Source organism: Sphaerisporangium sp. NPDC005289 (genome assembly GCF_040607455.1).
Taxonomy (GTDB): domain Bacteria; phylum Actinomycetota; class Actinomycetes; order Streptosporangiales; family Streptosporangiaceae; genus Sphaerisporangium; species Sphaerisporangium rhizosphaerae.
Map to the genome: position 1 here is coordinate 152,813 of NZ_JBEXGS010000018.1, position 23,965 is coordinate 176,777.

A 23,965-nucleotide genomic window follows, 5' to 3' on the forward strand; every position below is an offset into this window, starting at 1 on the left:
TCCCGTACGCGCTCACGCCACTGGAGGGCTGATGGACTTCGCCTACGACGACACCACCGAGGACCTGCGCGAACGGCTGCTGGCGTTCATGGACGAATGCGTGTACCCGGCGGAGGAGGCCTTCGAGTGGCAGGCGGCGGAGAGCGGCTGGACCGCTCCGCCCATGCTTGAGGACCTCAAGGACGAGGCGCGCAAGCGGGGCCTTTGGAACCTCTTCCTGCCGGGGGCGCACGGCGCCGGGCTGACCAACCTGCAGTACGCCCCGCTCGCCGAGATCATGGGACGCAGCCCGCGCATCGCCCCGGCGGCCACGAACTGCGCCGCGCCCGACACCGGCAACATGGAGGTCCTCTCCATGTTCGGCAGCGAATGGCAGCGCAAGACCTGGCTGGAGCCGCTGCTCAACGGCGAGATCAGGTCGGCGTTCGCGATGACCGAGCCCGAGGTCGCCTCCTCCGACGCCACCAACATCGCCACCTCCATCGCGCGCGACGGTGACGAGTACGTCATCAACGGCCGCAAGTGGTTCGCGTCCGGGGCGATGAACCCGGGCTGCGCCATCTTCATCGTGATGGGCAAGACCTCCGAGGAGGGGCCCGAGCACCGGCGGCAGAGCATGGTGCTCGTGCCCCGCGACACCCCGGGCATCACCGTCAAGCGCGGCATGCACGTCTTCGGCTACACCGACGGCGACCACGGCGGCCACGCCGAGGTGCTGTTCGAGGACGTCCGCGTGCCGGTGGACCACCTGATCGGCGAGGAGGGCGGCGGGTTCGCCATCGCCCAGGCGCGGCTCGGGCCGGGCCGCATCCACCACTGCATGCGCCTGATCGGCATGGCCGAGCGGGCGATCGAGCTGATGTGCCGCCGAGCTCTGTCGCGGGTCGCCTTCGGCAAGCAGGTCGCCCAGCAGGGCGTCGTCCAGGACTGGATCGCCGAGTCGCGGGTCAAGGTGGAGCAACTGCGGCTGCTGGTCCTGAAGACCGCCTGGCTGATGGACACGGTGGGCAACCGGGGCGCGCACACCGAGATCCAGGCCATCAAGATCGCCACGCCCCGCGAGGTGGAGTGGATCCTGGACAAGGCCATCCAGGTGCACGGCGCGGGCGGCGTCAGCCAGGACTTCCCGCTGGCCGGCCTGTGGGCGGCGGCCCGCACGCTGCGGCTCGCCGACGGCCCCGACGAGGTGCACAAGCGCTCTCTGGCCCGCCGCGAGCTCAAGAAGCACACCCCGCCCGCCTCTCAGTGACCCCCTGAGTGGCCAGCTCAGTGACCTGCTGGGCGCCCGACCGGCTCAGTGACCTGCTGGGCGACCGACCCATCGACCCGCCCACCGACCGACCGACCGGCCGAGCCGACGACGGCTCGGCGACCGACGAAGGGACCTGTCTCAGTGACCGTGGACGAGGCGGCGATCAAGGAACGGGTGCGCGCGTTCCTGTCGCAGAACGACCCGGCCGCGACCGCACCGCCGGACTTCCTGCGGGCGCGGTTCGACGCCGGGCTGGCCTGGGTGCACTTCCCCGAGGGCCTCGGCGGCCTCGGGGCGCGCCGCGAGCTGCAGGCCGTGGTGGAGGCCGAGCTGGCGGGCACCCCGCAGATCGACGTCGGCAAGATGGCCATCGGGCTCGGCATGGCGGCGCCCACGATCCTCGCCTTCGGCACCGAGGAGCAGAAGAAGCGCTTCCTGCGGCCCCTGTGGACCGGCGAGGAGATCTGGTGCCAGCTCTTCAGCGAGCCCGGCGCCGGCTCCGACCTGGCGACCCTGGCCACCCGGGCCGTCCGTGAGGGCGACGAGTGGGTGGTGGACGGGCAGAAGGTCTGGACCTCCGGCGCCCACCACGCCCGCTGGGCCATCATGGTCGCGCGCACCGACCCGGACGTGCCCAAGCACCGGGGCATGACCTACTTTGTTTGCGACATGCACGCCCCCGGCGTCGACGTGCGGCCGCTGCGGCAGATCACCGGCGAGGCCGAGTTCAACGAGGTCTTCCTCACCGGCGTCCGGCTGCCGGACGACCTGCGCCTCGGCGAGGTCGGGGACGGCTGGCGGGTGGCCCAGACGACCCTCATGAACGAGCGCGTCGCCATCGGCGGCTCGCCCGCGCGGCGCGGCGGAGGCGTGGTCGGAGTCGTCGCCGACACCTGGCGGGAGCGTCCTGAGCTGCGCACCCACGACCTGCACCAGCGCTTGCTGCACCTGTGGGTCGAGGCCGAGGTCACCCGGCTGGCCGGGGTGCGGCTGCGTGAACAGCTCGCCGTGGGGACGCCCGGGCCGGAGGGGTCGGGCATGAAGCTCGCCTTCGCCCGCCTCAACCAGGCGCTGTCGGGCCTTGAGGTGGAGATGCTGCGCGAGGAGGGCCTGCTGTACGACGACTGGAGTTTCCGGCGCTCGGAGACGGTGGACTTCTTCGGCCGCGGGCCCGGCTACCGCTACCTGCGCGCCAAGGGCAACTCCATCGAGGGCGGCACCTCCGAGATCCTGCGCAACATCATCGCCGAGCGCGTCCTCGGCCTGCCCTCCGAGCCCCGCGCCGACAAGAACGTGCCATGGAAGGACCTGCCGCGATGACCGCACGCCCGGCGAACCAGAGGTGGAGAGCGACCCGATGACACTGCTGTACTCCGAGGTCGAGGAGGAGCTGCGGGCGGCCGTCCGCGCCCTGCTGGCCGACCGGCGCCCGCCGTCCGCGGTGCTCGCCCGCGCCGAGAGCGCCCCGGGGCACGACGCCGACCTGTGGAAGGCGCTGGCCCGCGACATCGGCGCCGCCGGGCTGCTCATCCCCGAGGACCTCGGCGGCGCGGGCGCCTCCGCCCGCGAGGCGGCGGTCGTGCTGGAGGAGCTCGGCCGCGCGGTGGCCCCGGTGCCGTTCCTGACCAGCGCCGTCATGGCGACCGGCGCCCTGGTGGCCTCCGGCGCCGGCGAGGCTCGCGACCTGCTCGCCTCCCTCGCGACGGGGGAGAGCACGGCCGCGCTCGCCGTCTCGTTCGCCGCCTCGCCGTACCCGCCGGGCCCGGCCTGGGTGCGGGCCGAGCGGGGGAGGCTGACCGGACGGGTCACCGCCGTCGCGGGGGCCGAGGGCGCCGACGTGCTGGTCGTCCCCGCCTCCGGAGCGCTGTACGCGGTCGACGCGGCGGACGCCGTCGTCGAGCCGGTCACCTCGCTCGACCTCACCCGGCCGGTCGCCACCGTGACCTTCGACGGCGCGCCGGGCCGGCCGGTCGCCGTCGGCCTCGCGCCGCTGCGCGCGGGCCTTGCGCTGGGCGCGGGGCTGCTGGCCTCCGAGCAGCTCGGGGTGGCCGAGTGGTGCCTGGCCACGACCCTCGCCTACGTCAAGGAGCGGCACCAGTTCGCCCGGCCGGTCGGCTCCTTCCAGGCGCTGAAGCACCGGCTGGCCGACCTGTGGATGGAGATCGTGCAGGCACGCGCCGCGGCCCGCAACGCCGCCGACGCGCTCGCGACGCGGGCCGGCGCCGCGGAGGCCGCGGGGCAGGACGGGCGGGCCCACGACCAGGCCGTCGAGGCCATGGAAGCCGTGGACACCGGGGAGTCCGTGGACGTCGAGGTGGCCATGGCGGTCGCGGTGGCGCAGGCGTGGTGCGCGCCGGTGGCCGTGCACGCGGCCGAGGAGTGCCTGCAACTGCACGGAGGCATCGGGATGACCTGGGAGCATCCCCTGCACCTGTACCTCAAGCGCGCCAAGGCGGACCAGATCGCGCTCGGCACTCCCGGCGACCACCGCGACGCCCTCGCCCGCCTCGCCGACCTCCCCGCCCCGCTCGCCGTCTGAGCGTTCAGGAGGAGGGCGCCTGAAGCCGCGAAGGCTGGTGGGCTGTCCGTTGACGGTCGCCGGGCGGGGCGCCGTACGGGCGGCGCCGGCCTCGCCGTACCACGCCCCGCCGACCCGGCGCCGATCACATCCAGCACACGCCGGATGGAGATCCGCGCCGTGGCCGCAGCATCGGGGATGGGGCGGGAGTTTTTGGGGGTCAGGGGCGCAGGGAGGGCAGGAGGAGGTCGGCGAAGTGGCCGTCGATCTCGGTCACATGTCGGGTGGGGATCCGCGCCGTGGCCGCCGCATCGGGGGTGGCGTGGGAGTTTCTGGGGTCAGGGGCGCAGGGAGGTGAGGAGGAGGTCGGCGAAGTGGCCGCCGACCTCGGCGGCCGACAGTGGGCCGTCGGCGTGGTACCAGGTGCCGAGGTGGTGGACCGAGCCGAAGAAGAAGTCGACCACGAGGTCGGCCGGAACGTCGGCGCGGAACACGCCGGCGCGCCTGCCCTGGTCCACCAGGTCGCGGAAGCGTTCGTGGTAGCGGCGCCGCTCCGCTCGCACGGCCTTCTGGGTCTCGGGCGCGAGCTGGTGCATCGACCGGAAGAAGATCTTGGAGTCGTCGAGGTTCTCGATGCTGGTGGCGACCACGTCGGCCGCGGCGGCGTGCACGCGGTCGGCGATCGGCCCGGGCGCGTCCGCGAACCTGTCGAGCCGTTCCATCTGCAGCCGCAGCACGCGGGCGTAGATCTCCTGGAGCAGGTCATCCTTGGAGGTGAAGTAGTGGTACATCGCCCCCTTGGTGACCCCGGCGGCGGCGACGACCTCCTGCACCGACGTGCTCTCGAACCCCTTCTCGGCGAACAGCCGCGTCGCCTCGGCGATCAGCCGCTGCCGTACGGGCTCGTCCGGCCGGACGCCCTCGCCCGGCCTGTCCTGTGTCGTGGTGGCCGGTCGCCGGGCCCCGTTGCGCGCCATCTCGCACGCCTCCCCTGAATCGCGATGACACCCAGCGTACCGACTGGTCGGTCAACTGATGGGGGACATGGCGTCTTCTGGCGTGCTGATTTACCCGGGTCCGGATAACTTCCGCGTCCATGCTGTGTCGCGGGTGTGCTAATTCCGTTACCTTGGGAAAGTTGGAGCCCCGGGTTGGGTACTCCATAACGTAGTCGACTGAGCCCGAAATCGTGGGGGTTTCCGGTGCCCAATGGGTCCATCTACGTGCCGCAGGACGACAAGTTCAAGTGGGGCACACCTTCGGTGATGTACGAGCTCCGGTGGCGCGAGACCAGGTCGGAGCGCCGCCGCCGACGCCACTTCATGGCGGGAGCGGGCCTCATCCTGTTCACCGCTCTCGCCTTCTACCGCTCCTTCCCGCTGCCCTTCCTCATCGGGCTGCTCGGCGGCGGCGCGGTATGGGTGGTCGACGCCTTCGTCTCCTGGCGGATGTTCGAGGCCACCGCCGTCTGGCGCGGCAAGCGCAGCGGCGCCGTCCGCACCGGCCGCCTGCTGAGGCGCGGGCTCGGCAAGCACGGGTACCGCGTGCTCGACGGGCGCGCCGTGCCGGGCAAGGCGTCCATCGACCACCTGGTGATCGGCCCGGGCGGGGTGTGGATCGTCGACAACGAGGCGTGGCCCCCCGACACCCACATCGCCGCCTACGGCGGCAAGCTCTTCTTCGGTGAGCGGTCGGGCACCTCGGTCGCCAAGGGACTCGTGGACGCCGCCACGACCATGGCCGAGATGCTGTCGCGCGAGTCGGGCATTCCCATCGCGGTGACGCCCCTGCTGGCCGTCCACGGCGGGCGGGTGAAGCCCCCGTTCGTGAGCGCCGAGGGCCTGACGCTGTTCCTGCCCCGTAAGGCGGCGCGGTGGATCCTCGGCGACGCGCACGTCGACCTGTCGCAGGAGCAGGTCGAGGTCCTCGCCCGCACGGCCGCGCGCATCCTGCGGCGCATGTCCTGACGCGGCGCGGCCGCGGCCGGCTTCCCGACCGAGGCGCGGTGTCCGAAGGCGGCTTCCCGACCGAGGCGCGGTGTCCGAAGGCGGCTCCCCGACCGAGGCGCGGTTCAGGCGGCTTCCGGGCTGAGGCGCGGTTCAGGCGGCTTCCGACCGAGGCGCCGGTCCAGGGGACTTCCACCAGGAGCGGCGTCCGGTGCGGAGGTCCGGGCCGTCTGCGCGGAGGTTCGGGCCGTCTGCTCGGCGAGGCCGGCGGTCAGGCCAGTTCCTCGATGAATGCGGCGAGCTGGGCGACGTTGCGGCACTCGTGCATGGGCACCACGCCGCCGTAGGCGCCCGCCACCGAGTCGCCGGTGTCCCACTGCGCGCGCGGCTCGGGGTTGAGCCAGTACGCGTGCCGGGCGGCGCCCGCGAGCTCCTTCAGAACCGGCAGCGCCGGAGACTGGTAGTTCGACCGCGCGTCGCCCAGGATCAGCAGGGACGTCTTGGGGGTGATGGCGTCGGCGTACCGTTCGGCGAACCTCTCCAGCGCCCGCCCGTAGTCGCTGCGCCCGAAGCGGGTGATGTCCGCCTCCCGGGTCATCCGCGTGATCGCCTCCACGACGTCTGCGCCGGGCGCGAAGAAGCGGGTGATCTCGTCGGCCGTGTCCACGAACGCGAACGCGCGCACCTTGGCGAACTGCTCGCGCAGCGCGTAGGTCAGCAGCAGCGTGAAGTGCGAGAAGGCCGACACCGAGTCGCTGGCGTCGCACAGCACCACCAGCTCCGGCTTGTGCGGGCGCCGGGGCCGCATGTGGGTCACGACGGGCACGCCGCCGGTGCTCAGCGACGCCCGCACCGTGCGCCGGAAGTCCAGCCGGCCGCGGTCGCCGTGCCTGTGCTTGATCGTCAGGCGGGTGGCCAGGCGCCGCGCCAGCGGGTGCACCTCGCGCCGCAGCCGGGCGAGGTCGGCCTTGGTGATCCGCAGGAAGTCGATCTGGTCCACCGGCGGCCGCACCGCGGACCCGGCGATCCTGTCGATGCCGGACTCCTCGGCGATTCTGCGGCGCACGTCCGCGGCGACGGCCTCCTCGAAGCCGGCGATGCCGTCCGACAGCCGCCGGCGGGCGAGCTTCTCGGCCAGGCCGCCCCGTTCCTGCCCGCGCAGCAGCCCGGCGAGCATCCCGGCCATCAGCGTGCCGGGGGACAGGGCGCGCAGCACCGAGTAGGAGAACCAGTTCTGCCGGCCCGGCGCGGCCTGCTGGCGGCCGAACCGTTCCACCATGGCCCGGATGAACTCCCCGAAGGCGGGGTCGCCGGTGGCGCCCGCGTCGGCGGCCAGCAGCTCGGCCAGCCGCTCGCGTAGCTCGGGCACCTCGGCCCGTTCCAGGTCAGGACCGTCGCCGCCCGTCCGGGCGGCGGGGCGCGGGCCGCCGGTGACCGGAGGGAACCACAGGTCGAACAGCGTGTCGAAGGCCGGACGGTACGCCGGGCGCTTGACCAGCGTCGCCGCGTACGCCTCGCGCAGCGCCTCGCGATCGGTCATCTCGATCACCTGGAGGGCGCGGGCCGCGTCCAGTCCTTCGGCGGGGGACACCGGCACCCCGGCCCCCCGCAGCGCCGCGAGGAACCGCACATGCCTGTCCAGCAGCGGCGTCACTCGGTGAGCCCCAGTTCCTTCACCGCGCGGGTCTGGTCGGTGGCATGCTTGAGCACCACGCCCAGCGTCGCGGCCGTCGTGGCCTCGTCCAGGTCCGCGCGTCCGAGCGCGAGCAGCGTCCGCGCCCAGTCGATGGTCTCGGCGATCGACGGCGACTTCTTCAGCTCCAGGGCGCGCAGCGTGGCGACCGTGCGGGCGAGCTGCTCGGCCAGCGAGGCCGCGATGCCGGGCACCTGCGCGAGCACGATGTCCCGCTCACGATCGGGCGAGGGGTAGTCCAGGTGCAGGTACAGGCAGCGCCGCTTCAGCGCCTCCGACAGCTCGCGCGTCGCGTTGGAGGTCAGCACGACGAACGGCCTGCGGGTCGCGGCGATCGTCCCGAGCTCGGGGATCGTCACCTGGTAGTCGGACAGGATCTCCAGCAGCAGGCCCTCGACCTCGACGTCGGCCTTGTCGATCTCGTCGATGAGCAGAACGGCCGGTCCCGTGCGCCTGATCGCCTTCAGCAGCGGCCGCTCCAGCAGGAACTCCTCGCTGAAGATGTCGTCGTGGGTGTCCTCCCACGCCTGCCCGCCGGCGGCCTGGATGCGCAGGAGCTGTTTCTTGTAGTTCCACTCGTACAGCGCCCGGGCCTCGTCCAGGCCCTCGTAGCACTGCAGCCGGATCAGCTCGGCCCCGGCCGCCTGGGCGACGGCCTTGGCGAGCTGCGTCTTGCCGACCCCGGCCGGGCCCTCGGCCAGCAGCGGCTTGCCCAGCGCGGCGGCGAGGAAAACCGGCGTCGTGATTGCGTCGCCGACCAGGTAGTCCGCCGCGGCGAGCCGTTCACCGGCGTCGGCGGGTGAGGCGAACCACGACGTCATCGGCACTCCCGTCATCGACCCGAATGTTGTTCTACTCTAACCGGTCCCACAGGTACGAAGCGGTCCACAAGGTGCGCTAATCTTGAGCTGCGTTCTGCGCCGCTAGCTCAGTTGGTTAGAGCAGCTGACTCTTAATCAGCGGGTCCGGGGTTCGAGTCCCTGGCGGCGCACCACGGCAATGGCCGGTGGCCTGGGCACTCTCACTTGACGGGGGTGCCCATCGTCATTTCCGGCGCCGTGCTGTTCTGGACGCCGTGCTGTTCTGGACGTGAACCTTTCACCGCGAAAGCCTCGCCCTGCTGGGCCGGGGCCACGCGGGCGGCATGGGGGTGAACCGGCGTGGCCGCGGGCGCGTCGGAGCGATCATGCAGATGTCCGATGAGTCGCTCATCGAGGGCATGGCGTCGGGGGATCAGGACGCGACGGCCGTGTTCGTGCGGAGGTTCCACTCGCGGGTGTACGGACTGGCGCTCGGGGTGGTGGGCGACCCCGGGCTCGCCGAGGAGGTGGCGCAGGACGCCTTCGTGCGGGCCTGGCGGCACGCGGCCACCTACGACGCGCGGCGCGGGCACGGGGCGACCTGGCTGCTGGCGATCACCAGGAACGCGGCGGTGGACGCCGTCCGGCACCGCCGCGACCTGCCGGTCGAGCCGGGGGGCATCGCCGCCCGGCCCCCCGCGACCGCCGAGGCGGCCGACCGCGAAGGGGCCGAGCGGCTGTCGCTGGAGCTGGAAGGGCTTCCGCCCGAGCAGAGCAGGCTGGTCGTGCTGGCGGTGGGCTACGGGTTCACGGCCGCGGAGATCGCCGAGCGCGAGGGGATACCGCTGGGGACGGCGAAGACCCGCATCCGGCGCGGCCTGGCCCGGCTGCGCCGGAGCCTCGCGGTTCCCGGCGAGGACCGGCCGCCGGAGGCGGGATGAGGTCGGTCACTTCAGTTCCACGCGGTCGAGCAGGTCGCCGGTCGCTTCCGCTGCACGCCGTCGAGAAGATCGCCGGTCGCTTCACCTCAATGCCGTCGAGCAGGTCTCCCGTCATTTCAGGTCGATGCCGTCGAGCAGGTCGCCGGTCACGTCGCCGGGGGAGGCCGCGCCGCACAGGGTCAGGGCGTTCGCCAGCTCGTTCCGCAGCAGGGTGAGGACCCGTTCGACGCCGGCCCGGCCCGCGACCGCGAGCCCCCACAGCGCGGGCCGCCCGATCGCCACGGCGTCCGCGCCGAGCGCGAGCGCCTTGACGACGTCGGTGCCGCGCCGCACGCCGCCGTCCAGCAGCAGCGGCACCTGTCCGCGTACGGCGTCGGCGACCAGGGGGAGCCGGTCGAGCGAGGCGGGGACGGTGTCGAGCTGGCGGCCGCCGTGGTTGGACACGACGATCGCGTCCACGCCGTGCTCGACGGCGAGACGCGCGTCCGCCGGGTGGAGCACGCCCTTGAGCACGATCGGCAGCGAGGTCGTCTCGCGCAGCCAGTCGAGGTGCCGGAAGGACAGGTCCGGGGACAGCGCGACCTGCCGCACCTTGTCATCCCGGCCCTGCTGACCCTTCTGGACCATGTTCGCGCAGTACATGCCGGGCGGCAGGTCGTGGAAGCCGTTGCGGTCGCCGCGCTCGTTGCGCCCCAGGGCGGGGGAGTCGGCGGTGACGACGAGCGCGCGGCAGCCCGCGTCCTCCGCCCGCCGGACCAGCGACGTGGTGAAGCCCAGGTCCGGCTGGATGTACAGCTGGAACCACAGCTTCGGCCCGCAGGCGGCGATCTCCTCGATCGTGACCGTGGAGAGCATCGCGGCGATCATGATGACGCCGGCCTCGGCGGCGGCGCGGGCGGTGGCGAGCTCGCCGTCGGGGTGGGCCAGCCGGTGGAAGGCCGTCGGCGCGAGCAGGACGGGCATGGACGCGGTCTCGCCCAGCACGGTGACCTCCAGCCGGGGCGGTCCCTGGCCGCGCAAGACGCGCGGCACCAGAGCGCGGCGGCGGAAGGCGGCCTCGTTGGCGGCCACCGTGATCTCGTCCTGGGCGCCGCCCGCGAAGTAGTCGTAGTGCGCCGGGTCGAGCCGGGCGCGGGCGGCCGGTTCGAACTCGCGGAGGTTCACCGGCGGCGTCTCGCGCGTCACGGCGCCGGTCCCGACATGGTCCATGCCGGTTATACGGGTCCCGGCGCTCGCCAAGATTCACAATTAATGTGAAGATTCAACGAATCTCGCGAATCGGTTGATTTCGTATAACTGGTCCCGGAGATGAGGAGACCCATGATCGTCGCCATCTCGGTCCTGGTCGTGTTCCTGAGCCTGCCGTACTGGCTGCCCCGCACGGTGGTCGCCCTGCGGGTCTGGATCTTCGCCCGCGTCAACGGGGCCGAGGGGATCACCGTGCCCGGCGGCCGGTTAGGCCCGTCCCGGTTCATGCAGCTCTACTCCCACCCCGCCGCGAACGGCCGCAGCAAGGGCGCGGCGCTGTCGGACCTGTTCTGGTACTGGCTGTCCCCGGGCCCCGAGCTGCACCAGGAGCACCTGGAACCTGGGCCGCGCTACGAGGAGGTCGCCCGCTGCACGCGCCGCATCCTGCGGATGCCGAGCCGGACGGCCGACGACCTGGCCGTCCGGAGCGTGGAGGCGGCGCTGCCCGGCCGGATCGGCCTGGTGCGGCTGCGCGACCTGGTCATGCCCGTCTGGGCGGATCTGTACTACCGGGTGGTCTTCGGGCGAGAGTGCCCGGAGCAGGTCCGCCGCATGATCGTGGCCAACGCCGACGACGTCGTGACCGCGCTCAAGTGCTCCGGCCTGCGGCACATGCGGCGCAGGCTCCGCCTGACCGACCACCTCGAAAGCGTGCTGGACGAGGTGCCGCACGAGCTGCCCGGCCCGTTCTCCCGCCGGGAGCGGGCGCTGTACCTGCACGGGACGTTCTTCACCACCGCCGTCGTGCAGAGCTCGGAGGCGACGGCGCACGTGCTGATGATGCTCGCGCGCCACCAGGACACCCAGGAACAGGCGGTGACCGACGAGAAGCTGCTGGCCCACGTCATCGAGGAGACCTTCCGGATCTTTCCCCTCTTCGGGATCGCCCACCGCGTCACCTCGGCCGACATCATGCTGGACGACCCCACGATCCCGGTGATCCCGGCGGGGTCGGTGCTGTGCTTCGACTACCTGCGCTACCAGCGCTCGGGATACCACGACCCGGACACCTTCGACCCGTGGCGGGAGGAACGCCCGACCTGCATCCCGTTCGGGGTGGCGGCGAACCGCCCCTGCCCCGCGTGGCACCTGGCGCCGCTGACCGTGCAGGGCGTGGTCAGGGAGTTGCTCGGCCGCTACGCGTTCGCGACCTCGGCCGGGCACACCCGGTCGCTGCCGAACCGCGGTCCCTGCCTGGTCACCCCGCGGGCGGCGTCACCGTCGCGGCCGCGCCCGGCCCTCATGGCCGCCATGCGGGTGCGCGACCGCTGGGAGGACGTGGGGCGCAGCGTCGTCCAGCTCTTCCTCGGCACCTTCATGGTCTGGCACGCCCGCCGCCTGCGGCTGTGCGCCCGGTACTTCGCCGCCGAGGAGAGCCGGGCGCAGCCCGCCGGACGACCCGCCGGATGACCTATGTGCCCGCGGCCGCCGCCCATCGCGGCGTTCGGGTTGTGCGCCGAAGTGGATCAGGTGCAGGGTGTCGGGATGGGCGACACCTATCGGCGATTACGGCGGATGGTCACGCTGACCCTCGTGCTCACCGCCGCGGTCTGGCTGGCGGCGACGACACTGCTGCTCGGCAGCCGGGCGACGATCGCCTCGGCCGCCGAGGAGGCCAACCCCGCGCTGATGGCCTCCCTGGCCGCCCACGCCGCGCTGTCCGACACCGACCGCGCCGCCTGGCAGAGCTTCCGCGGCGGGGAGGTCAAGCTCACCGGTCCCGGCCGGCGGTACCGGGACGACATCACGACCGCTGGTGAGAACCTCGTCCGCCTCGCCGAGCTGGACACGACCGGGACGGCGGGCCGCCAGGCGCTTCTCGCGGTCAACGGCCAACTGGTGACCTACCAGGGCCTGGTGGAGCAGGCCGACGCCAGTTACCGGCAGGGCGCCGACGACCTCGGGTACGCCTATCTCACCTACTCCTCCAACCTGCTGCACGGCCCCGGCGGGCTGCTGTCGCGCATCGAGGACATGGCGGAGCTCAACCGCCGCGCCATCGAGCGCAGCCACACCTCGCCGTGGGTGGACCCCGGCACGCCGCTGGTGGCCCTGCTGGCGGCCGGCGTGCTCCTGGGGCACCTGTTCCGCGTCCAGGTCTTCCTGTCCCGCGCGTTCCGGCGGACGATCAACCCGCCGCTGCTGGCCGCCACCCTGGTCCTGTGCGTTCTGGCGATCTGGACGACCCTCGCCCTGAACGGCGGCCACCAGGCGTTCAGGTCCGCCGAACGGCAGGCACTGCCGGCGCTGAGCCAGGTCTGGCAGACCCAGATCCGGCGGGCGGACCTCGGAACGGCCGCCCTGCGGGCGAACGCCTCCCGCGTCGCCTCCGCCGAACCGGACCTGACGGCCGCCGAGCCCGCCCGGGCGCGGCTCGACACACTGATGGCGCGGGCGCTGGACTCGGGCGGGCTGACGGCGGGCCTGCCGATCGGCGCCGTCGCCGTCGCCGTGCTCGCCACCGCCGGGCTGCGGCTGCGGCTCAACGAGTTCCGAGGCTGAGGAGGCCGGGATGATCAGGCGATTAGGACCGGCGCTGGTGCTCCTCTGCTGCCTGTCGGCCCTCTCCTGCGGCCGGTCGGGCGGCGGCGAGTCGATCTCGGTGCTCGGCCCGTGGACCGGCCAGGAGGAGCAGGCGTTCCGCGCCATGTTCGCCGGCTTCGAGCAGGCCACCGGGATCCACGTCGACTACACCGGCACGCGCGACGCGAGGTCCGTCCTCGGCAGCGAGATCCACAACGGCAATCCCCCCGACCTCGCCGTGCTGGCGACGCCCGGCGAGCTGCGCGACTACGCCGCGGCGGGGGTGCTGCGTCCTGTCGACGACGCGCTGAAGGCGTCCGATCTGCGCGCCCAGTACGGCGCCGGAGTCGGCGACCTCACCGTCGTCCCCGGCCCGACGGGCGAACGGCACTCCTACGCGGTCATCGTCAAGGCGGCTCTGAAGAGCATCATCTGGTACGCCCCCGGGAAGCTGCCCGCGGACGCCCGTATCCGGCTGACCGCGCCCGGCCTGACCTGGAAGGAGCTGACCCGGGTCGCGTCCGGCCTGGGGTCCTCCGGCGGGCGGCCCTGGTGTATGGGGGTGGAGGACACCGCCAACTCCGGCTGGCCGGGCACCGACTGGATCGAGGACCTCCTGCTCCACCGGTCGGGGCCGGGGGTGTACGACCAGTGGGTCGCGGGGACGCTGCCGTGGACCTCCGCGCCCGTGAAACAGGCCTGGCAGGCGTTCGGGTCGGTCGTGGCCCAGGCCGGCGATCGCGGACGCATCCTGCTCACCAACTTCGGGCGGGCCGGGACGCGGATGTTCGTCACGCCCCCGGAATGCTTCCTCGACCACCAGGGATCGTTCATCACGGCGTTCTACGGCCAGGCCCTCGGCAGGGGGAACGCCTCGCCGGGTCGGGAGCCCGACTTCGACTTCATCCCCTTCCCCTCGGGTGACGAGCGGAACGGATCCCCCGCCGACGGCGAGGACGGCGACGGGCAGGGGGATGGGCAGGGGGATGGGCAGGGCGACGGCGGGCGAAGCGGTGCGGGGCAGGGACGGGCGGAGGAGGTGGCGGCGGACCTGCTCGGCATGTTCCGCGACACCCCCGCCGCCCGCAGGTTCCTCGCCCATCTGACGACGCGAGCCGCCCAGGAGGCGTGGATCCGGCGCCCGGCGAGCGGCGCGATCTCGCTCAACCGGTCGGTCCCGGTCGACGCCTATCCCGACGCCCTCTCCCGCCGGATCGCCGGGACGCTCACCGCCGCCGGCGCCGTGCGCTTCGACGCCTCCGACTCCATGCCGCAGACCATGGCCGCCGCCTTCGACCACGCGGTCCTGGCCTACATCGCCGACCCCGGGCGGCTGGACGCCCTCCTCGCCGACCTCGACCAAGTGCGCCGAGCGCCCCACTGACCACGCCCCCTCGGCGGGGGCCGGCTCAGCGCGGGGACGCGGCGGACGGGCAGGTGGGGCGGTAAGGGAGGCCAGGGAGCTGGGCGGCCCATTCTCCGGGCGTCAGGTCGCGGCCCGCGCGGGCGCAGGCGGCCGCCGCCAGCGCATCGGGCGCGATGGGCTGGACCGCGAAGCCGCCCTGGTCGTCCAAAACCATCAGCCGGCGCCCGTCGGCGGAGAAGGCGACCTCCCTGACGGCGTTGATCCGCTCGACGACGGGGCGGCCGAGCAGCACCCCGGTCGCGCGGTCCCACAGGGCCACCGAACCCGTTCGGCCTCCCTGCACCGTGGCGATCAGGCGACCGTCCGGGCTGGCCGCGACGGCGGTCACATCGCGCGTGGGCCCCTGCAGGATCAGCTTCGCCGGGCCGCCGGAACCGGGCGTCCACAGCGTCAGCCGCCCCTCGGCGTCGCCGAGCGCGTACAGGGCGCCGCCCCCGGTGAGCCGGGTCTGGCGGGCGTCGTCCCCCAGGGTGACGGGCCCCGCCGGGCGGCCGGTCGCGACGTCGACGGCGCGGGCGTCCTCGGCGCGCAGCACGACGGCCCTGCCGTCCGGCGTGAAGCCGATCTCGGCCGCCGATTGGCGGTCCAGCCGCCACAGCCGTCGGCCGTCGCGCAGGTCCCACAGCATGATCTGGTCACCGGTCCGCGGCTCACCGGTACGCACCAGGGCGGCCAGGTGGCGGCCGTCGGGGGCGAACGCCATCGCGTCCGGGTAGGACGCCAGCCCGGTCAGCCGGGCGCGGCGGGCCCGGGTGGCGGTGTCCCAGACGGTGATCCCGGAATCGTCGGGGTCGTCGCCGCCCACCGCGAGAAGCCGCCCGTCCCGGCTGAAGGCGGTGCCGAGGGTGTAGAGCCCTCCGGGGCGCGTCGAGAACAGCCGCCGGCCGGCGGGTCCGCCGGTGTCGGCCCGGGCGAGGCCGAACTCTCCCGTGGCCGAGTCGCGGTAGGCCAGCATCCGCGCGTCGGAGCTCATCGCGGCCCAGTGACCGGCGGTGGCGCCGGACAGACCTGTCAGGTCCAGGCTGACGACGGTGTCGCCGTCCAGGTAGCGCAGCGTGCGCCCGTCGGGATCGAACGCGAGCCGGGCCCCGTCCGTCGCGACCACGTGCTCCATGACGAGGGCGCGGTCCGCGACCCGGTAGACCTGGACGCCGGCCGGGGCGACCGAGGCGAGCAGCGTCCCGTCATGGGAGAAGCGCAGATCGCCTCCGTTCCAGCCCTCCATGATCAGGTCGTGCTGCGCGCCCGTCACCGGGTCGTGAAGGCCGATGGCGCCGTTGTTCCCTATCGCGAGCGTCCGGCCGTCCTCGCTGAGCGCCGGGCGGTACCAGCACTGCGGGCACGAGGCCATCAGGGTGGTGTCCCGCCCGCCCGGCACCGTGGTGCGAACGACGGGAGTGCTCTGCGGGCCCGCGCTGATCACGGCCGTGCCGTCGGGGGTGGCGATCGCGCCGCAGCACATCCCGCCCGCCGACGTGCGGCCGGTGGAGGTGTTCCACACCGTCTCGCCCTCGCCGAGCGAGACGGCCAGCAGGTGCTCGGACCGGCCGTAGGTCAGGGTGACGCCCAGGTGGGTGCTCGCGGCGCCGAGCGGGTAGGTACGGGGGAGCGCGCGCCCGGTCCGCAGGTCCCACAGCCGTACGTCGCGTCCCTCGATGGCGACCGCGAGCACCCTGCCGCGCGGGCTGACCGCGGCGTCCATGATCCGCCCGTCGGCCTCGCCGATCTCGACGACCGCGCCGGCCGGGGCGCCGGTGCGGACGTCCGAGGCCCGGGCCACGCCGCGCGAGATGCTGACCAGCACCCGGCCGTCGTCGCTGAGGCGGCGGACCGCGTCCGCGGCCGGGTCCTGGAAGACCCGCACCTCGCGCTGGGCGAGCGAGCCGGTCAGCGCGGCCCTCGCCTCGGGAACCGGGCTGAGCTTCCAGGCCGCCACGCTGAGCAGCATCGCCTGCACGGGATCGGTGCCGCGCAGCCCTTCGGAGACCACGGCGATCCGGCGTGCCTCGGCCTCGTCGCGCTGGGCCGCGGCCACTCTGATCTGCCACACCGCGACCGTGGTCGCCGCCAGGGCGATGACGAGCAGCACGGCCATCACGGCCGTCACGACTCTGCCGCGCCGGGCCCTGCGCCGGGTCAGCGCCGCCCCCGCGTCCAGGAAGTCGCGTTCGACGGGAGTGAGGGTGATGTGGCGGCGACCGGTGGCCGCCCAGCCCAGCGCGCGCTCCAGGGACCCGCCCTGCATCAGCTCGCCTTCCTTGCGCCCCTGCAGGTGCCACCGCCGCGCGGCCGTGGCGATCTCACGGTGCGCGGGCAGGCCGTCGCGGTCGGCCCTGACCCAGCCGCGCATGCGCGGCCAGGCGTGCGGCAGGGCGGGACGGGTGAAGGCCACCTCCTCGGCGCCCGCGCGCACCAGATAGGAGAACGCGCCCAGCACGCGCTCGACCGCCTCGGCCTCCGGAGCCGGACGCCCGCCGATGATCTCCTCGCGCGGGACCCGCCGCGCGAGGAGCTCGCCGTCGTCGCCGACGGTGACCAGGCGCAGGAAGATCTCCGGGACGAGCTCGCGGTCGGCCGGGCTGAGCGTCTCGTAGGTCTCCTCGGCGATGGTGCCGAGCGAGGGGTCCCCGGCAGGCCGCCGGGACATGCCGCCGGCGGTGCGCGTGCCCTCCACCAGCAGCCGCGCCATGTCCAGCCGCCCGTCCCCGCTGACCAGCGCGAGCAACAGCTCGGGCGCGGTCGGCCGGGCGGTGGGGTCCTTGGCCAGAGCGGCGCCCACCAGCCCGCGCAGCGACGGGGGGAGCACGTCCAGGTCGGGATGGATCGACAGGACCCGGTGCATGACCGCGCCGATGTTGTCGGCCATGAACGGATCGGCGCCGGTCGCGGCGAACAGCACGATCGCCCCCCAGGCGAACACGTCGGCCGGCATCCCGGCGCGCGTCCCGCCGAACACCTCCGGCGCCATGTACGTCGGGGTGCCGGCGGTCTGGCCGGTGGCGGTCAGCGACATGTCCAGGGTGCGGGCGATGCCGAAGTCGATGACCCGGGGCCCGTCCGGGCCGAGCAGCACGTTGTCCGGCTTGAGGTCGCGGTGCACGACGCCCGCCTCGTGGATCGCCGCCAGCGCCGTGGCGATCGCGGTGGCCAGCCGGTGCAGGTCGCCCCCGGCGAACCGGCGGCCCCGGGCGAGGGCCCTGCGCAGGTCGGGGCCCTCGACGTACTCACTGACGATGTAGGGCCGCTCGCCCGCGATGTCGGCCGCCAGCACGCGGGCGGTGCAGAACGAGGCGACCCGCTGCGCCGCGGCCGTCTCCCTGCGCATCCGCTCGCGCGAGTCCGCGTCGTCGGCGGAGTGGCCGTGCAGCACCTTGATCGCCACCCGGGAGCCCTCGGCGTCATAGGCCTCGTACACCACGCCCTGCCCGCCCGCCCCGAGCCGGCCGGCCAGCCAGTATCCGCCCACCCTCTGCGGATCGCCGTTCACGAGCCCCTGCGCCATGGTGTCCTCTCGCCGTCCGTACAGGGCGTTGGACGCGTCGCATCGCGACGTGGTTCGCCGCCTTCGCAGCAGGTGCGCTGTGGGGTGTCTGACCTGCGCCGATAGAGTGTGGTTTGTACGCCCGGCGGGAACGCGGAACCGGGGCACGACCGCCCGCGGGACCGGATCGCGCCAGAGCACCGACCAGGCGCGGGCGTCCTCGCGCAGCAGAGCAAGGGAGCGGGCCACGCTCGAAGACCGCAGGCACGTCCCTCATGTCCCGCCGACGGCCGGCACCGGGCGGGACGTGCTGATCGGCGCGGCCCTGAGCCGGGCGGTGCGTGACATGGACGCCTACTCGGGGGCGGTCTACCTGCCCGACGACGAGGGGCGGCACCTGGCGGCGACCGTGATCTGCGGCGCCCCGCCCGCGATCTTCACCATGCCCGACCGGATGTCGGTGGACGGGCCGTACGCGACGGCGATGGCCTACCGCACCGGGCGGCCGGTGAGCGTGGGCGCCACGGACGCGAGCTTCCCCGCCGCGCGGCTGCTGCCGTTGGTCCCCTTCGCCTACTCGGTGGTCGCGGTCCCGCTCATCGCCGAGGAGAGCCCGATCGGGACGCTCACCGTGGCGTGGGTGCCTCCTCGCCGGCATCGGCTCCCCGACGCCGAGATGCTCCGCCTGAGGGGCATGGGCGCCTCGCTGAGCCGCGACCTGGCCCGCCTGGGCGAGCGGGGCGCGTCCATCAGGGCCAACCGCCCCCCGGTGGTCATGCCGCTGTACGACGGCGTCGCACAGGAGCGGGAGTGGGGCCTGCCCGGCATCCCCGGCTCGTTCGGCATGTCGCTGATGTACCAGGTGTACAAGCTCTCGGCGATGCTGAACGAGGCCAGCGGCCTGCCGGAGATCATCCACGCGGCCGAGCAGCGGGTGATGGCGCCCTTCGGCGCCTGCTGCTTCGCGCTGGCCACGATCGCGGAGGGCCGGCTGCGGCTGGCCGGGCAGACGGGCTGCCAGGTGGGTCTGGCGGAGGAGATCCACGACGTCCCCCTCACCCGGTCCACTCCTTACACCGACGTGATCCGCAACCGTGACCCGCTGTTCTTCACCGGTGACGACGTCCTGAGCTCCGACTATCCGTCCACGACCGCCGGCGGCCTGCAGTCCATGGCCGTGCTGCCGATCGGCCCGAGCGCCGCGCCGGTCGGCACCCTCATCCTCGGTTTCGACCGGCCCCGGCGGTTCGGGGCCGGCGAGCGCGCCGTCCTGCTGATGATGACCAGTCAGCTCGGCCTGGCGACGGAGCGGGCGCGGCTCGGCGAGAACGAGCGGGCCCTCGCCCAGGGGCTGCAGAAGAGGCTGCTGCCGCGCACGCTGGCCGAGCTGCCGCAGGTGGTCACGACCGCCCGCTACCTGTCGGCCCCCACCTCCGCCGGGGTCGGCGGTGACTGGTACGACGCCTTCTGCCTGCCCGGCGGCCGCATCGCCCTGATCGTGGGCGACGTCGAGGGGCACAACATCGACAGCGCCGTGATCATGGGCCAGCTGCGCAGCGCGTTGCGCGCCTACGCGGCCGAGGGGCACAGCCCGGCCGGGGTGCTCGCCAGATCCAGCGCCCTGCTCGCCGACCTCGACACCGACCTGCTGGCCACCTGCTGCGTCGTGCGCATCGACCCGGAGGCCGGCGTCGCGGAGGTGGCGCTCGCCGGCCACCCCGTGCCGCTGGTCTGCGGGCCGGACGGCGTGGTCACGGTGCCCGACGTCCCCCCCAACGTGCCGCTGGGGGTCCCGCTCGACGGGGCGCACCGCACGGCCGAGATCCCCCTGAGCCAGGGCTCGCTGCTGATGCTCTACACCGACGGCCTCGCGCAGTCGGCCACCGGCGATCCGGTGCTCGGGGCCCGCGACCTGCTCGCATCGGTCGAGGAGCCCGGTGACGCCTCCCTGGAGCGGCTCGCCGACCGTCTCATCGCCGTCGCGCCGGACCACGAGGTGCGCCGCGACGACATCGCCGTCCTGCTCGCCCGCTACGAGGGCGACCCGTGCGGCGAGCGCCGCCGCATCGACCGCATGGCCATCCAGCGGCACGACCTGCAGGGCGTCGGGGCCGCCCGCAGGTTCGTCCGGCGCCACCTGCGCGAATGGGGCCTGGACGAGCTGTCCGACGACCTTGAGGTGATGGCCTCGGAGATGGTCACCAACGCGCTCATCCACGCCGACAGCGACGTGGAGGTGCGGCTGCGTGAGTATCCCGACCGGGTCCACCTGGAGGTCCGCGACACCGACCCCCATCCCGCCGTGCCCTCGCCGATCACCGCCTCCGAGGAGACCAACGCGGTCGCCGAGCACGGCCGCGGCCTGATCATCGTCGGCCGGCTCGCCACGACGTGGGGCAACTCGCCGAGCGGCCGCGGCAAGACGGTCTGGCTGGACCTGGACACCGGCCACGGGGCCGGGTCGCCATGTTTCGGGCCGCGGAGGCGGGTAGGGCCGGATGCGGCAGATGATGATCGCCGGCAGGTGACCCGGCCAGGGGGAGAGGGGGCGCGGTCGTGAACGCACGTGACCCGCATTCACGGTTCGAGGACGAGGGGATCCCCGACCTGCAGGACGGCACCCCGCAGCAGCAGTGGGCGGTCGATCCCCAGGAGGCGCCGCTGCCGGGGGACCGGCCGATCGGGGTGGACGACTTCGGCACCACGATGGAGGAGCAGAGCCAGGGCGAGTCCCTGGAGGGCCGGCTGCGGCGCGAGGTCCCCGAAGAGGAGCCGGTGTTCGGCGTCGGCGAGCAGGAGGCCGCGACGGGCACGCGAGGCGTGGACGAGCGCGGCCTGGACGAGCGCGGCCTGGATCCGGAGATCCCCGACGGCCCGCCGTCCGATGAGGACGCCGAGAACGGCCTCGGGGTCGGCTCCGACCTCGACACCCGCTTCGAGCCCGACGACGACCTCGACGACGACTGGTCCGCCCAGCCCGAGGAGCCGTCCGGGACGGTGTGGGACGAGCCGCGCCGCGCGGGCCGCCTGGTCGAGCCGGACGAGGGCGTCCGGGGCGACACCGAGGCCGAGCTGATCGCGGAGGAGGTGGGCCCGGACGGCGGCGGCTACACCGCCGAGGAGGCCGCGATGCGGGTGGAGCCCGAGTGACCCCCCACCGGCCCGCGTCCGAACCAGGACGAGCACCGGACGTGGTGCACTAGGGGAGAAGGCGGTGCCTTCTCGCCCTGGGCTCGGTCATTCGAAGTCGTCCGGGTTGAGTTCCTTGAGGCGTTCCCGTTCGGCGTCGCTGATCTCCGTCTCGCCCTCGCTCGCGCGAGAGCCGAAGGGCATCCCGTGCGGGACGCCGCCGGCCGCCGCGGAGCCTTCCTCGGCGGGTGTGGACGGCGCGCCGGACGCCCCGCCGGTGTCGCGCTCGACGTGCCCGGACTCCTCCTGCTCGAGGTGCCCGGACCGCTCCTTGCCGGATGATGTGCTCATGTCGTCCCCCGTACATCCACGGCGGGCTCCGGCCCTTTTCCGGCCGGGACGACTGCCGGCGTCGCCGCCGTGGACCCTGTGTGCCGGGCGGGCGCGGTGCGGGCCGTGGAATCGTCGCGTGAACCCCCTCTTTGCCTACCCCCGCGACGCGCGGCTACACTGCGCATCCCCTTCCACCTGCGGTTTCATCGCCAGAGGCCAGCGGTTGGCGCCTCCAGGGCAGGGTAGAGGCCGACCCTGGGACACTCCGGTCCTGCTGGAGGAGGAGCCATGGTGGCAGCCCGTGCCGAGGCGAGGACGTCCGCGCGCCGGCCATGGGTGCGCATTCTGCTGACCGGGCTGGTGCTGTGGCTGCTGACGGTGGCGATCACCTTCCTCACCGGGAACCCGAACCTGATCCCCACCCTCGTGCTGCTCGGCAGCTTCCTGGTGCCGGTGACCTTCGTCGTGTGGGCCTTCGAGCGCCGTGACACCGGGGAGCTGACCCCGACGCTGGTGTTCAGCACCTTCCTCACCGGGGGTGTGCTCGGCGTGCTCGGGGCCTCGGTGCTGGAGTCCTACCTGCTGCGCCCCTCGGCATGGCTGTTCGCGGGGGTCGGGTTGATCGAGGAGGCCGTGAAGCTGTTCGCCCTCGCCTTCCTCACCCGCCGCCTGGCCGTCAAGTCCGTGCGGGACGGCATGATCCTCGGCGCGGCGGTCGGCTTCGGGTTCGCCGCCTTCGAGTCGGCTGGGTACGCCTTCACCGCGCTGTTCACGGTCAAAGGATTGTCGCTGATGCAGCTCGTGCAGACCGAGGTGCTGCGCGGGCTGCTCGCCCCCGTCGGGCACGGGCTGTGGACGGCGATCCTCGGCGGCGTGCTGTTCAGCGCGAGCACCAGGGACCACTTCCTGATCACCGGCCGGCTGGTGCTCACCTACCTGGGCGTCTCGGCGCTGCACGCGCTGTGGGACTCGATGCACTCCATCGCCCTGATCGTCACGCTGGTGCTCACCAGCACGCCCGGCGAGCTGGTGCTGCTCACCCGGGGCTTCATCCCCGATCCGAGCGAGGCGCAGTTGCGGTCGTTCACCATCGTGTACTGGGCCGGTCTGGCCGTGGTAGCGCTGGCCGGCGTCGGCTGGCTGCTCGGCCTGTGGCGCTCGACCCGCCGCCCGGGCCGCGTCCCGCCGGCCTTCCGCGTCCCCACGGGGTCTCCGCCGAGATGACCCGCTCACCGGAGCGGCGCGCCGGCGCCTGATACGGTCGGTCGCGTGATGGAACGGCGCGACGGCACGGCGGAGATGCTGGTCCGCCTGCTCGACGACGCCCATTTCGCCGCCCTGGAACAGATTCCGGCCCTGGTGGCCGAGCACGCCGCGCGCGCGGGCCTGTACGACGTGCGCATCTATCTGGCCGACCTGCAGCAGAACGTGCTGCGCCCGCTCACCGCCCTCGGCGAGATCGCCGCCAAGGACAAGGCCGATACCGGCGACACGGCCGGCACCGACGAGATGGCCGGCGGGCAGATGTTCGCCGGCGAGCCGGGCACCGAGGAGGTCACCGAGCTGAGCGTCGAGGGGACGCTGGCGGGCCGGGTCTTCCAGGAGACGCGGATACTGTCGTCCGAGGCGCCCGGCGGCGGCACGATCCTCTGGGTGCCCATGCTGGACGGCGTCGAGCGTCTCGGTGTGATCCGGGCCGCCACGCGCGATCCCCGGGACGCCCCGTCTTACGGCGACGAGGCCACGGACGCCGCCGCCGAGGAGCTCCCGCGCGAGACCGGGTTCGCCTACCGCGAGGCCGCCGAGTCCCTGGCGTCGCTGGTCGCGCTCCTGGTGATCAGCAAGCGGCCCTACAGCGACTCCTACGCCCGGCTGGTGCGGAGGAGGCCGATGAACGTGGCCGCCGAGATGCAGTGGAACCTCACGCCGCCGCTCACGTTCGCCAACGAGACCATGGTGATCGGCGCCGTCCTGGAGCCCGCGTACGAGATCGGCGGCGACGCGTTCGACTACGCCATCGCGGGCGACGTCGTGCACCTGGCCATCTTCGACGCGATGGGCCATGACACCTCCGCCGGGCTCACCGCCAACCTTGCCGTGGCCGCCTGCCGCAACCACCGCCGCCAGGGCGCGGGGCTCGTCGAGACCAGCGAGAACGTCGAGCGCGTCCTGATCGAGGAGTTCGGCAGGGGCGTCCGCTTCGTCACCGCGATCATGGCGCATCTCGACCTGACGACCGGCCTGCTGACGTGGGTCAACCGGGGGCACCACCCTCCTGTGGTGATCAGGGACGGACGCTGGACCTCCACCCTGGAGTGCCCGCCGTCCCACCCTCTCGGCCTGGACCTCGGCATTCCCGTCACCCTGTGCCGGGAGCAGCTGGAGCCGGGCGACCGGCTGCTGCTCTACACCGACGGCATCACCGAGGCCCGCAACCGGCACGGGCAGGAGTTCGGGCTGCACCACTTCGTCGACTTCATCATCCGGCACAACGCCGCCGGCCTCGCCGTCCCCGAGACCCTGCGCCGCCTGATCCGCAACGTGCTCGACTACCACAGCGGCGAGTTGCAGGACGACGCCACGGTGCTGCTGGCCGAATGGCGCGGCGGCGGCGCCCGCCGGCTCGCACTGCGGGCCTGACAGGCGCCCACCGGCCGCACCGCGCGTTCGAGCGC

General features: G+C 73.4%; 18 protein-coding genes and 1 tRNA gene. 13 read left to right on the plus strand and 6 right to left on the minus strand.

Annotated features, from left to right (window positions below; genetic code table 11):
* The first annotated feature begins 31 nt into the window (after positions 1-31).
* From ABZT47_RS28125 to ABZT47_RS28135, 3 genes are all read left to right on the plus strand, one after another.
* The gene (locus tag ABZT47_RS28125; protein ID WP_354848327.1) at positions 32-1,249 is read left to right on the plus strand and encodes an acyl-CoA dehydrogenase family protein; all 1,218 of its coding nucleotides are present in this window, start codon (positions 32-34) and stop codon (positions 1,247-1,249) included.
* Positions 1,250-1,393: 144 nt separating this feature from the next.
* A complete protein-coding gene (locus tag ABZT47_RS28130) occupies positions 1,394-2,572 on the plus strand; it encodes an acyl-CoA dehydrogenase family protein (RefSeq protein ID WP_354848330.1) in 1,179 nt (392 codons plus the stop codon).
* Positions 2,573-2,609: 37 nt separating this feature from the next.
* On the plus strand, positions 2,610-3,791 hold the full coding sequence (locus ABZT47_RS28135) for an acyl-CoA dehydrogenase family protein (protein WP_354848333.1): 1,182 nt from the start codon (positions 2,610-2,612) through the stop codon (positions 3,789-3,791).
* 317 nt (positions 3,792-4,108) lie between these two features.
* On the opposite strand, the gene ABZT47_RS28140 is transcribed toward ABZT47_RS28135, so the two are convergent.
* Complete coding sequence (locus tag ABZT47_RS28140; protein WP_354848336.1) at positions 4,109-4,747, minus strand: TetR/AcrR family transcriptional regulator; 639 nt, start codon at positions 4,745-4,747, stop codon at positions 4,109-4,111.
* Between the two features lie 225 nt (positions 4,748-4,972).
* Here ABZT47_RS28140 and ABZT47_RS28145 point away from each other — a divergent pair, with 225 nt between their 5' ends.
* Positions 4,973-5,737 (plus strand): nuclease-related domain-containing protein, encoded by a 765-nt coding sequence (locus ABZT47_RS28145; protein WP_354848339.1) that lies wholly within the window; start codon positions 4,973-4,975, stop codon positions 5,735-5,737.
* A 250-nt stretch (positions 5,738-5,987) separates the two neighbouring features.
* On the opposite strand, the gene ABZT47_RS28150 is transcribed toward ABZT47_RS28145, so the two are convergent.
* On the minus strand, positions 5,988-7,370 hold the full coding sequence (locus ABZT47_RS28150) for a VWA domain-containing protein (RefSeq protein WP_354848342.1): 1,383 nt from the start codon (positions 7,368-7,370) through the stop codon (positions 5,988-5,990).
* Positions 7,367-8,230, minus strand: a complete 864-nt coding sequence (locus ABZT47_RS28155; protein WP_354848345.1) for a MoxR family ATPase — start codon at positions 8,228-8,230, stop codon at positions 7,367-7,369. The genes ABZT47_RS28150 and ABZT47_RS28155 overlap by 4 nt, the downstream gene beginning before the upstream one ends.
* A gap of 96 nt (positions 8,231-8,326) precedes the next feature.
* On the opposite strand from ABZT47_RS28155, the gene ABZT47_RS28160 reads away from it, so the two are divergent.
* Positions 8,327-8,403 (plus strand) — tRNA-Lys (locus ABZT47_RS28160).
* Between the two features lie 192 nt (positions 8,404-8,595).
* The gene (locus ABZT47_RS28165; protein WP_354848347.1) at positions 8,596-9,150 is read left to right on the plus strand and encodes a sigma-70 family RNA polymerase sigma factor; all 555 of its coding nucleotides are present in this window, start codon (positions 8,596-8,598) and stop codon (positions 9,148-9,150) included.
* A gap of 111 nt (positions 9,151-9,261) precedes the next feature.
* Here ABZT47_RS28165 and ABZT47_RS28170 read toward each other — a convergent pair whose 3' ends face one another.
* The gene (locus ABZT47_RS28170) at positions 9,262-10,359 is read right to left on the minus strand and encodes an alpha-hydroxy acid oxidase (protein WP_354848350.1); all 1,098 of its coding nucleotides are present in this window, start codon (positions 10,357-10,359) and stop codon (positions 9,262-9,264) included.
* 111 nt (positions 10,360-10,470) lie between these two features.
* Between ABZT47_RS28170 and ABZT47_RS28175 the strand changes: the two genes are divergently transcribed.
* The 3 genes from ABZT47_RS28175 (at position 10,471) to ABZT47_RS28185 (ending at position 14,305) form a co-directional block, all read left to right on the plus strand.
* Positions 10,471-11,808, plus strand: a complete 1,338-nt coding sequence (locus ABZT47_RS28175; protein ID WP_354848353.1) for a cytochrome P450 — start codon at positions 10,471-10,473, stop codon at positions 11,806-11,808.
* A 75-nt stretch (positions 11,809-11,883) separates the two neighbouring features.
* Positions 11,884-12,900, plus strand: a complete 1,017-nt coding sequence (locus ABZT47_RS28180; protein ID WP_354848356.1) for a hypothetical protein — start codon at positions 11,884-11,886, stop codon at positions 12,898-12,900.
* A gap of 10 nt (positions 12,901-12,910) precedes the next feature.
* A complete protein-coding gene (locus ABZT47_RS28185) occupies positions 12,911-14,305 on the plus strand; it encodes an ABC transporter substrate-binding protein (RefSeq protein ID WP_354848359.1) in 1,395 nt (464 codons plus the stop codon).
* Between the two features lie 25 nt (positions 14,306-14,330).
* On the opposite strand, the gene ABZT47_RS28190 is transcribed toward ABZT47_RS28185, so the two are convergent.
* Complete coding sequence (locus ABZT47_RS28190; RefSeq protein WP_354848361.1) at positions 14,331-17,849, minus strand: WD40 repeat domain-containing serine/threonine-protein kinase; 3,519 nt, start codon at positions 17,847-17,849, stop codon at positions 14,331-14,333.
* A 286-nt stretch (positions 17,850-18,135) separates the two neighbouring features.
* Here ABZT47_RS28190 and ABZT47_RS28195 point away from each other — a divergent pair, with 286 nt between their 5' ends.
* Positions 18,136-20,388, plus strand: coding sequence for a SpoIIE family protein phosphatase (locus tag ABZT47_RS28195; protein WP_354848364.1), 2,253 nt, complete (start codon positions 18,136-18,138; stop codon positions 20,386-20,388).
* On the plus strand, positions 20,385-20,978 hold the full coding sequence (locus ABZT47_RS28200) for a DUF5709 domain-containing protein (protein ID WP_354848367.1): 594 nt from the start codon (positions 20,385-20,387) through the stop codon (positions 20,976-20,978). The genes ABZT47_RS28195 and ABZT47_RS28200 overlap by 4 nt, the downstream gene beginning before the upstream one ends.
* 87 nt (positions 20,979-21,065) lie before the next feature.
* Here ABZT47_RS28200 and ABZT47_RS28205 read toward each other — a convergent pair whose 3' ends face one another.
* On the minus strand, positions 21,066-21,308 hold the full coding sequence (locus tag ABZT47_RS28205) for a hypothetical protein (RefSeq protein ID WP_354848369.1): 243 nt from the start codon (positions 21,306-21,308) through the stop codon (positions 21,066-21,068).
* Between the two features lie 270 nt (positions 21,309-21,578).
* On the opposite strand from ABZT47_RS28205, the gene ABZT47_RS28210 reads away from it, so the two are divergent.
* Positions 21,579-22,514 (plus strand): PrsW family glutamic-type intramembrane protease, encoded by a 936-nt coding sequence (locus tag ABZT47_RS28210; RefSeq protein WP_354848372.1) that lies wholly within the window; start codon positions 21,579-21,581, stop codon positions 22,512-22,514.
* A 48-nt stretch (positions 22,515-22,562) separates the two neighbouring features.
* A complete protein-coding gene (locus ABZT47_RS28215; protein WP_354848398.1) occupies positions 22,563-23,930 on the plus strand; it encodes a PP2C family protein-serine/threonine phosphatase in 1,368 nt (455 codons plus the stop codon).
* The last annotated feature ends 35 nt before the right edge of the window (positions 23,931-23,965 follow it).

Coding starts and splice junctions, on each gene's coding strand:
- ABZT47_RS28125 (WP_354848327.1), top strand. CDS start 32: ATGGACTTCGCCTACGACGACACCACCGAGGACCTGCGCGAACGGCTG.
- ABZT47_RS28135 (WP_354848333.1), top strand. CDS start 2,610: ATGACACTGCTGTACTCCGAGGTCGAGGAGGAGCTGCGGGCGGCCGTC.
- ABZT47_RS28140 (WP_354848336.1), bottom strand. CDS start 4,747: ATGGCGCGCAACGGGGCCCGGCGACCGGCCACCACGACACAGGACAGG.
- ABZT47_RS28155 (WP_354848345.1), bottom strand. CDS start 8,230: ATGACGTCGTGGTTCGCCTCACCCGCCGACGCCGGTGAACGGCTCGCC.
- ABZT47_RS28165 (WP_354848347.1), top strand. CDS start 8,596: ATGCAGATGTCCGATGAGTCGCTCATCGAGGGCATGGCGTCGGGGGAT.
- ABZT47_RS28170 (WP_354848350.1), bottom strand. CDS start 10,359: ATGGACCATGTCGGGACCGGCGCCGTGACGCGCGAGACGCCGCCGGTG.
- ABZT47_RS28175 (WP_354848353.1), top strand. CDS start 10,471: ATGATCGTCGCCATCTCGGTCCTGGTCGTGTTCCTGAGCCTGCCGTAC.
- ABZT47_RS28180 (WP_354848356.1), top strand. CDS start 11,884: ATGGGCGACACCTATCGGCGATTACGGCGGATGGTCACGCTGACCCTC.
- ABZT47_RS28185 (WP_354848359.1), top strand. CDS start 12,911: ATGATCAGGCGATTAGGACCGGCGCTGGTGCTCCTCTGCTGCCTGTCG.
- ABZT47_RS28190 (WP_354848361.1), bottom strand. CDS start 17,849: ATGGCGCAGGGGCTCGTGAACGGCGATCCGCAGAGGGTGGGCGGATAC.
- ABZT47_RS28205 (WP_354848369.1), bottom strand. CDS start 21,308: ATGAGCACATCATCCGGCAAGGAGCGGTCCGGGCACCTCGAGCAGGAG.
- ABZT47_RS28210 (WP_354848372.1), top strand. CDS start 21,579: ATGGTGGCAGCCCGTGCCGAGGCGAGGACGTCCGCGCGCCGGCCATGG.
- ABZT47_RS28215 (WP_354848398.1), top strand. CDS start 22,563: ATGGAACGGCGCGACGGCACGGCGGAGATGCTGGTCCGCCTGCTCGAC.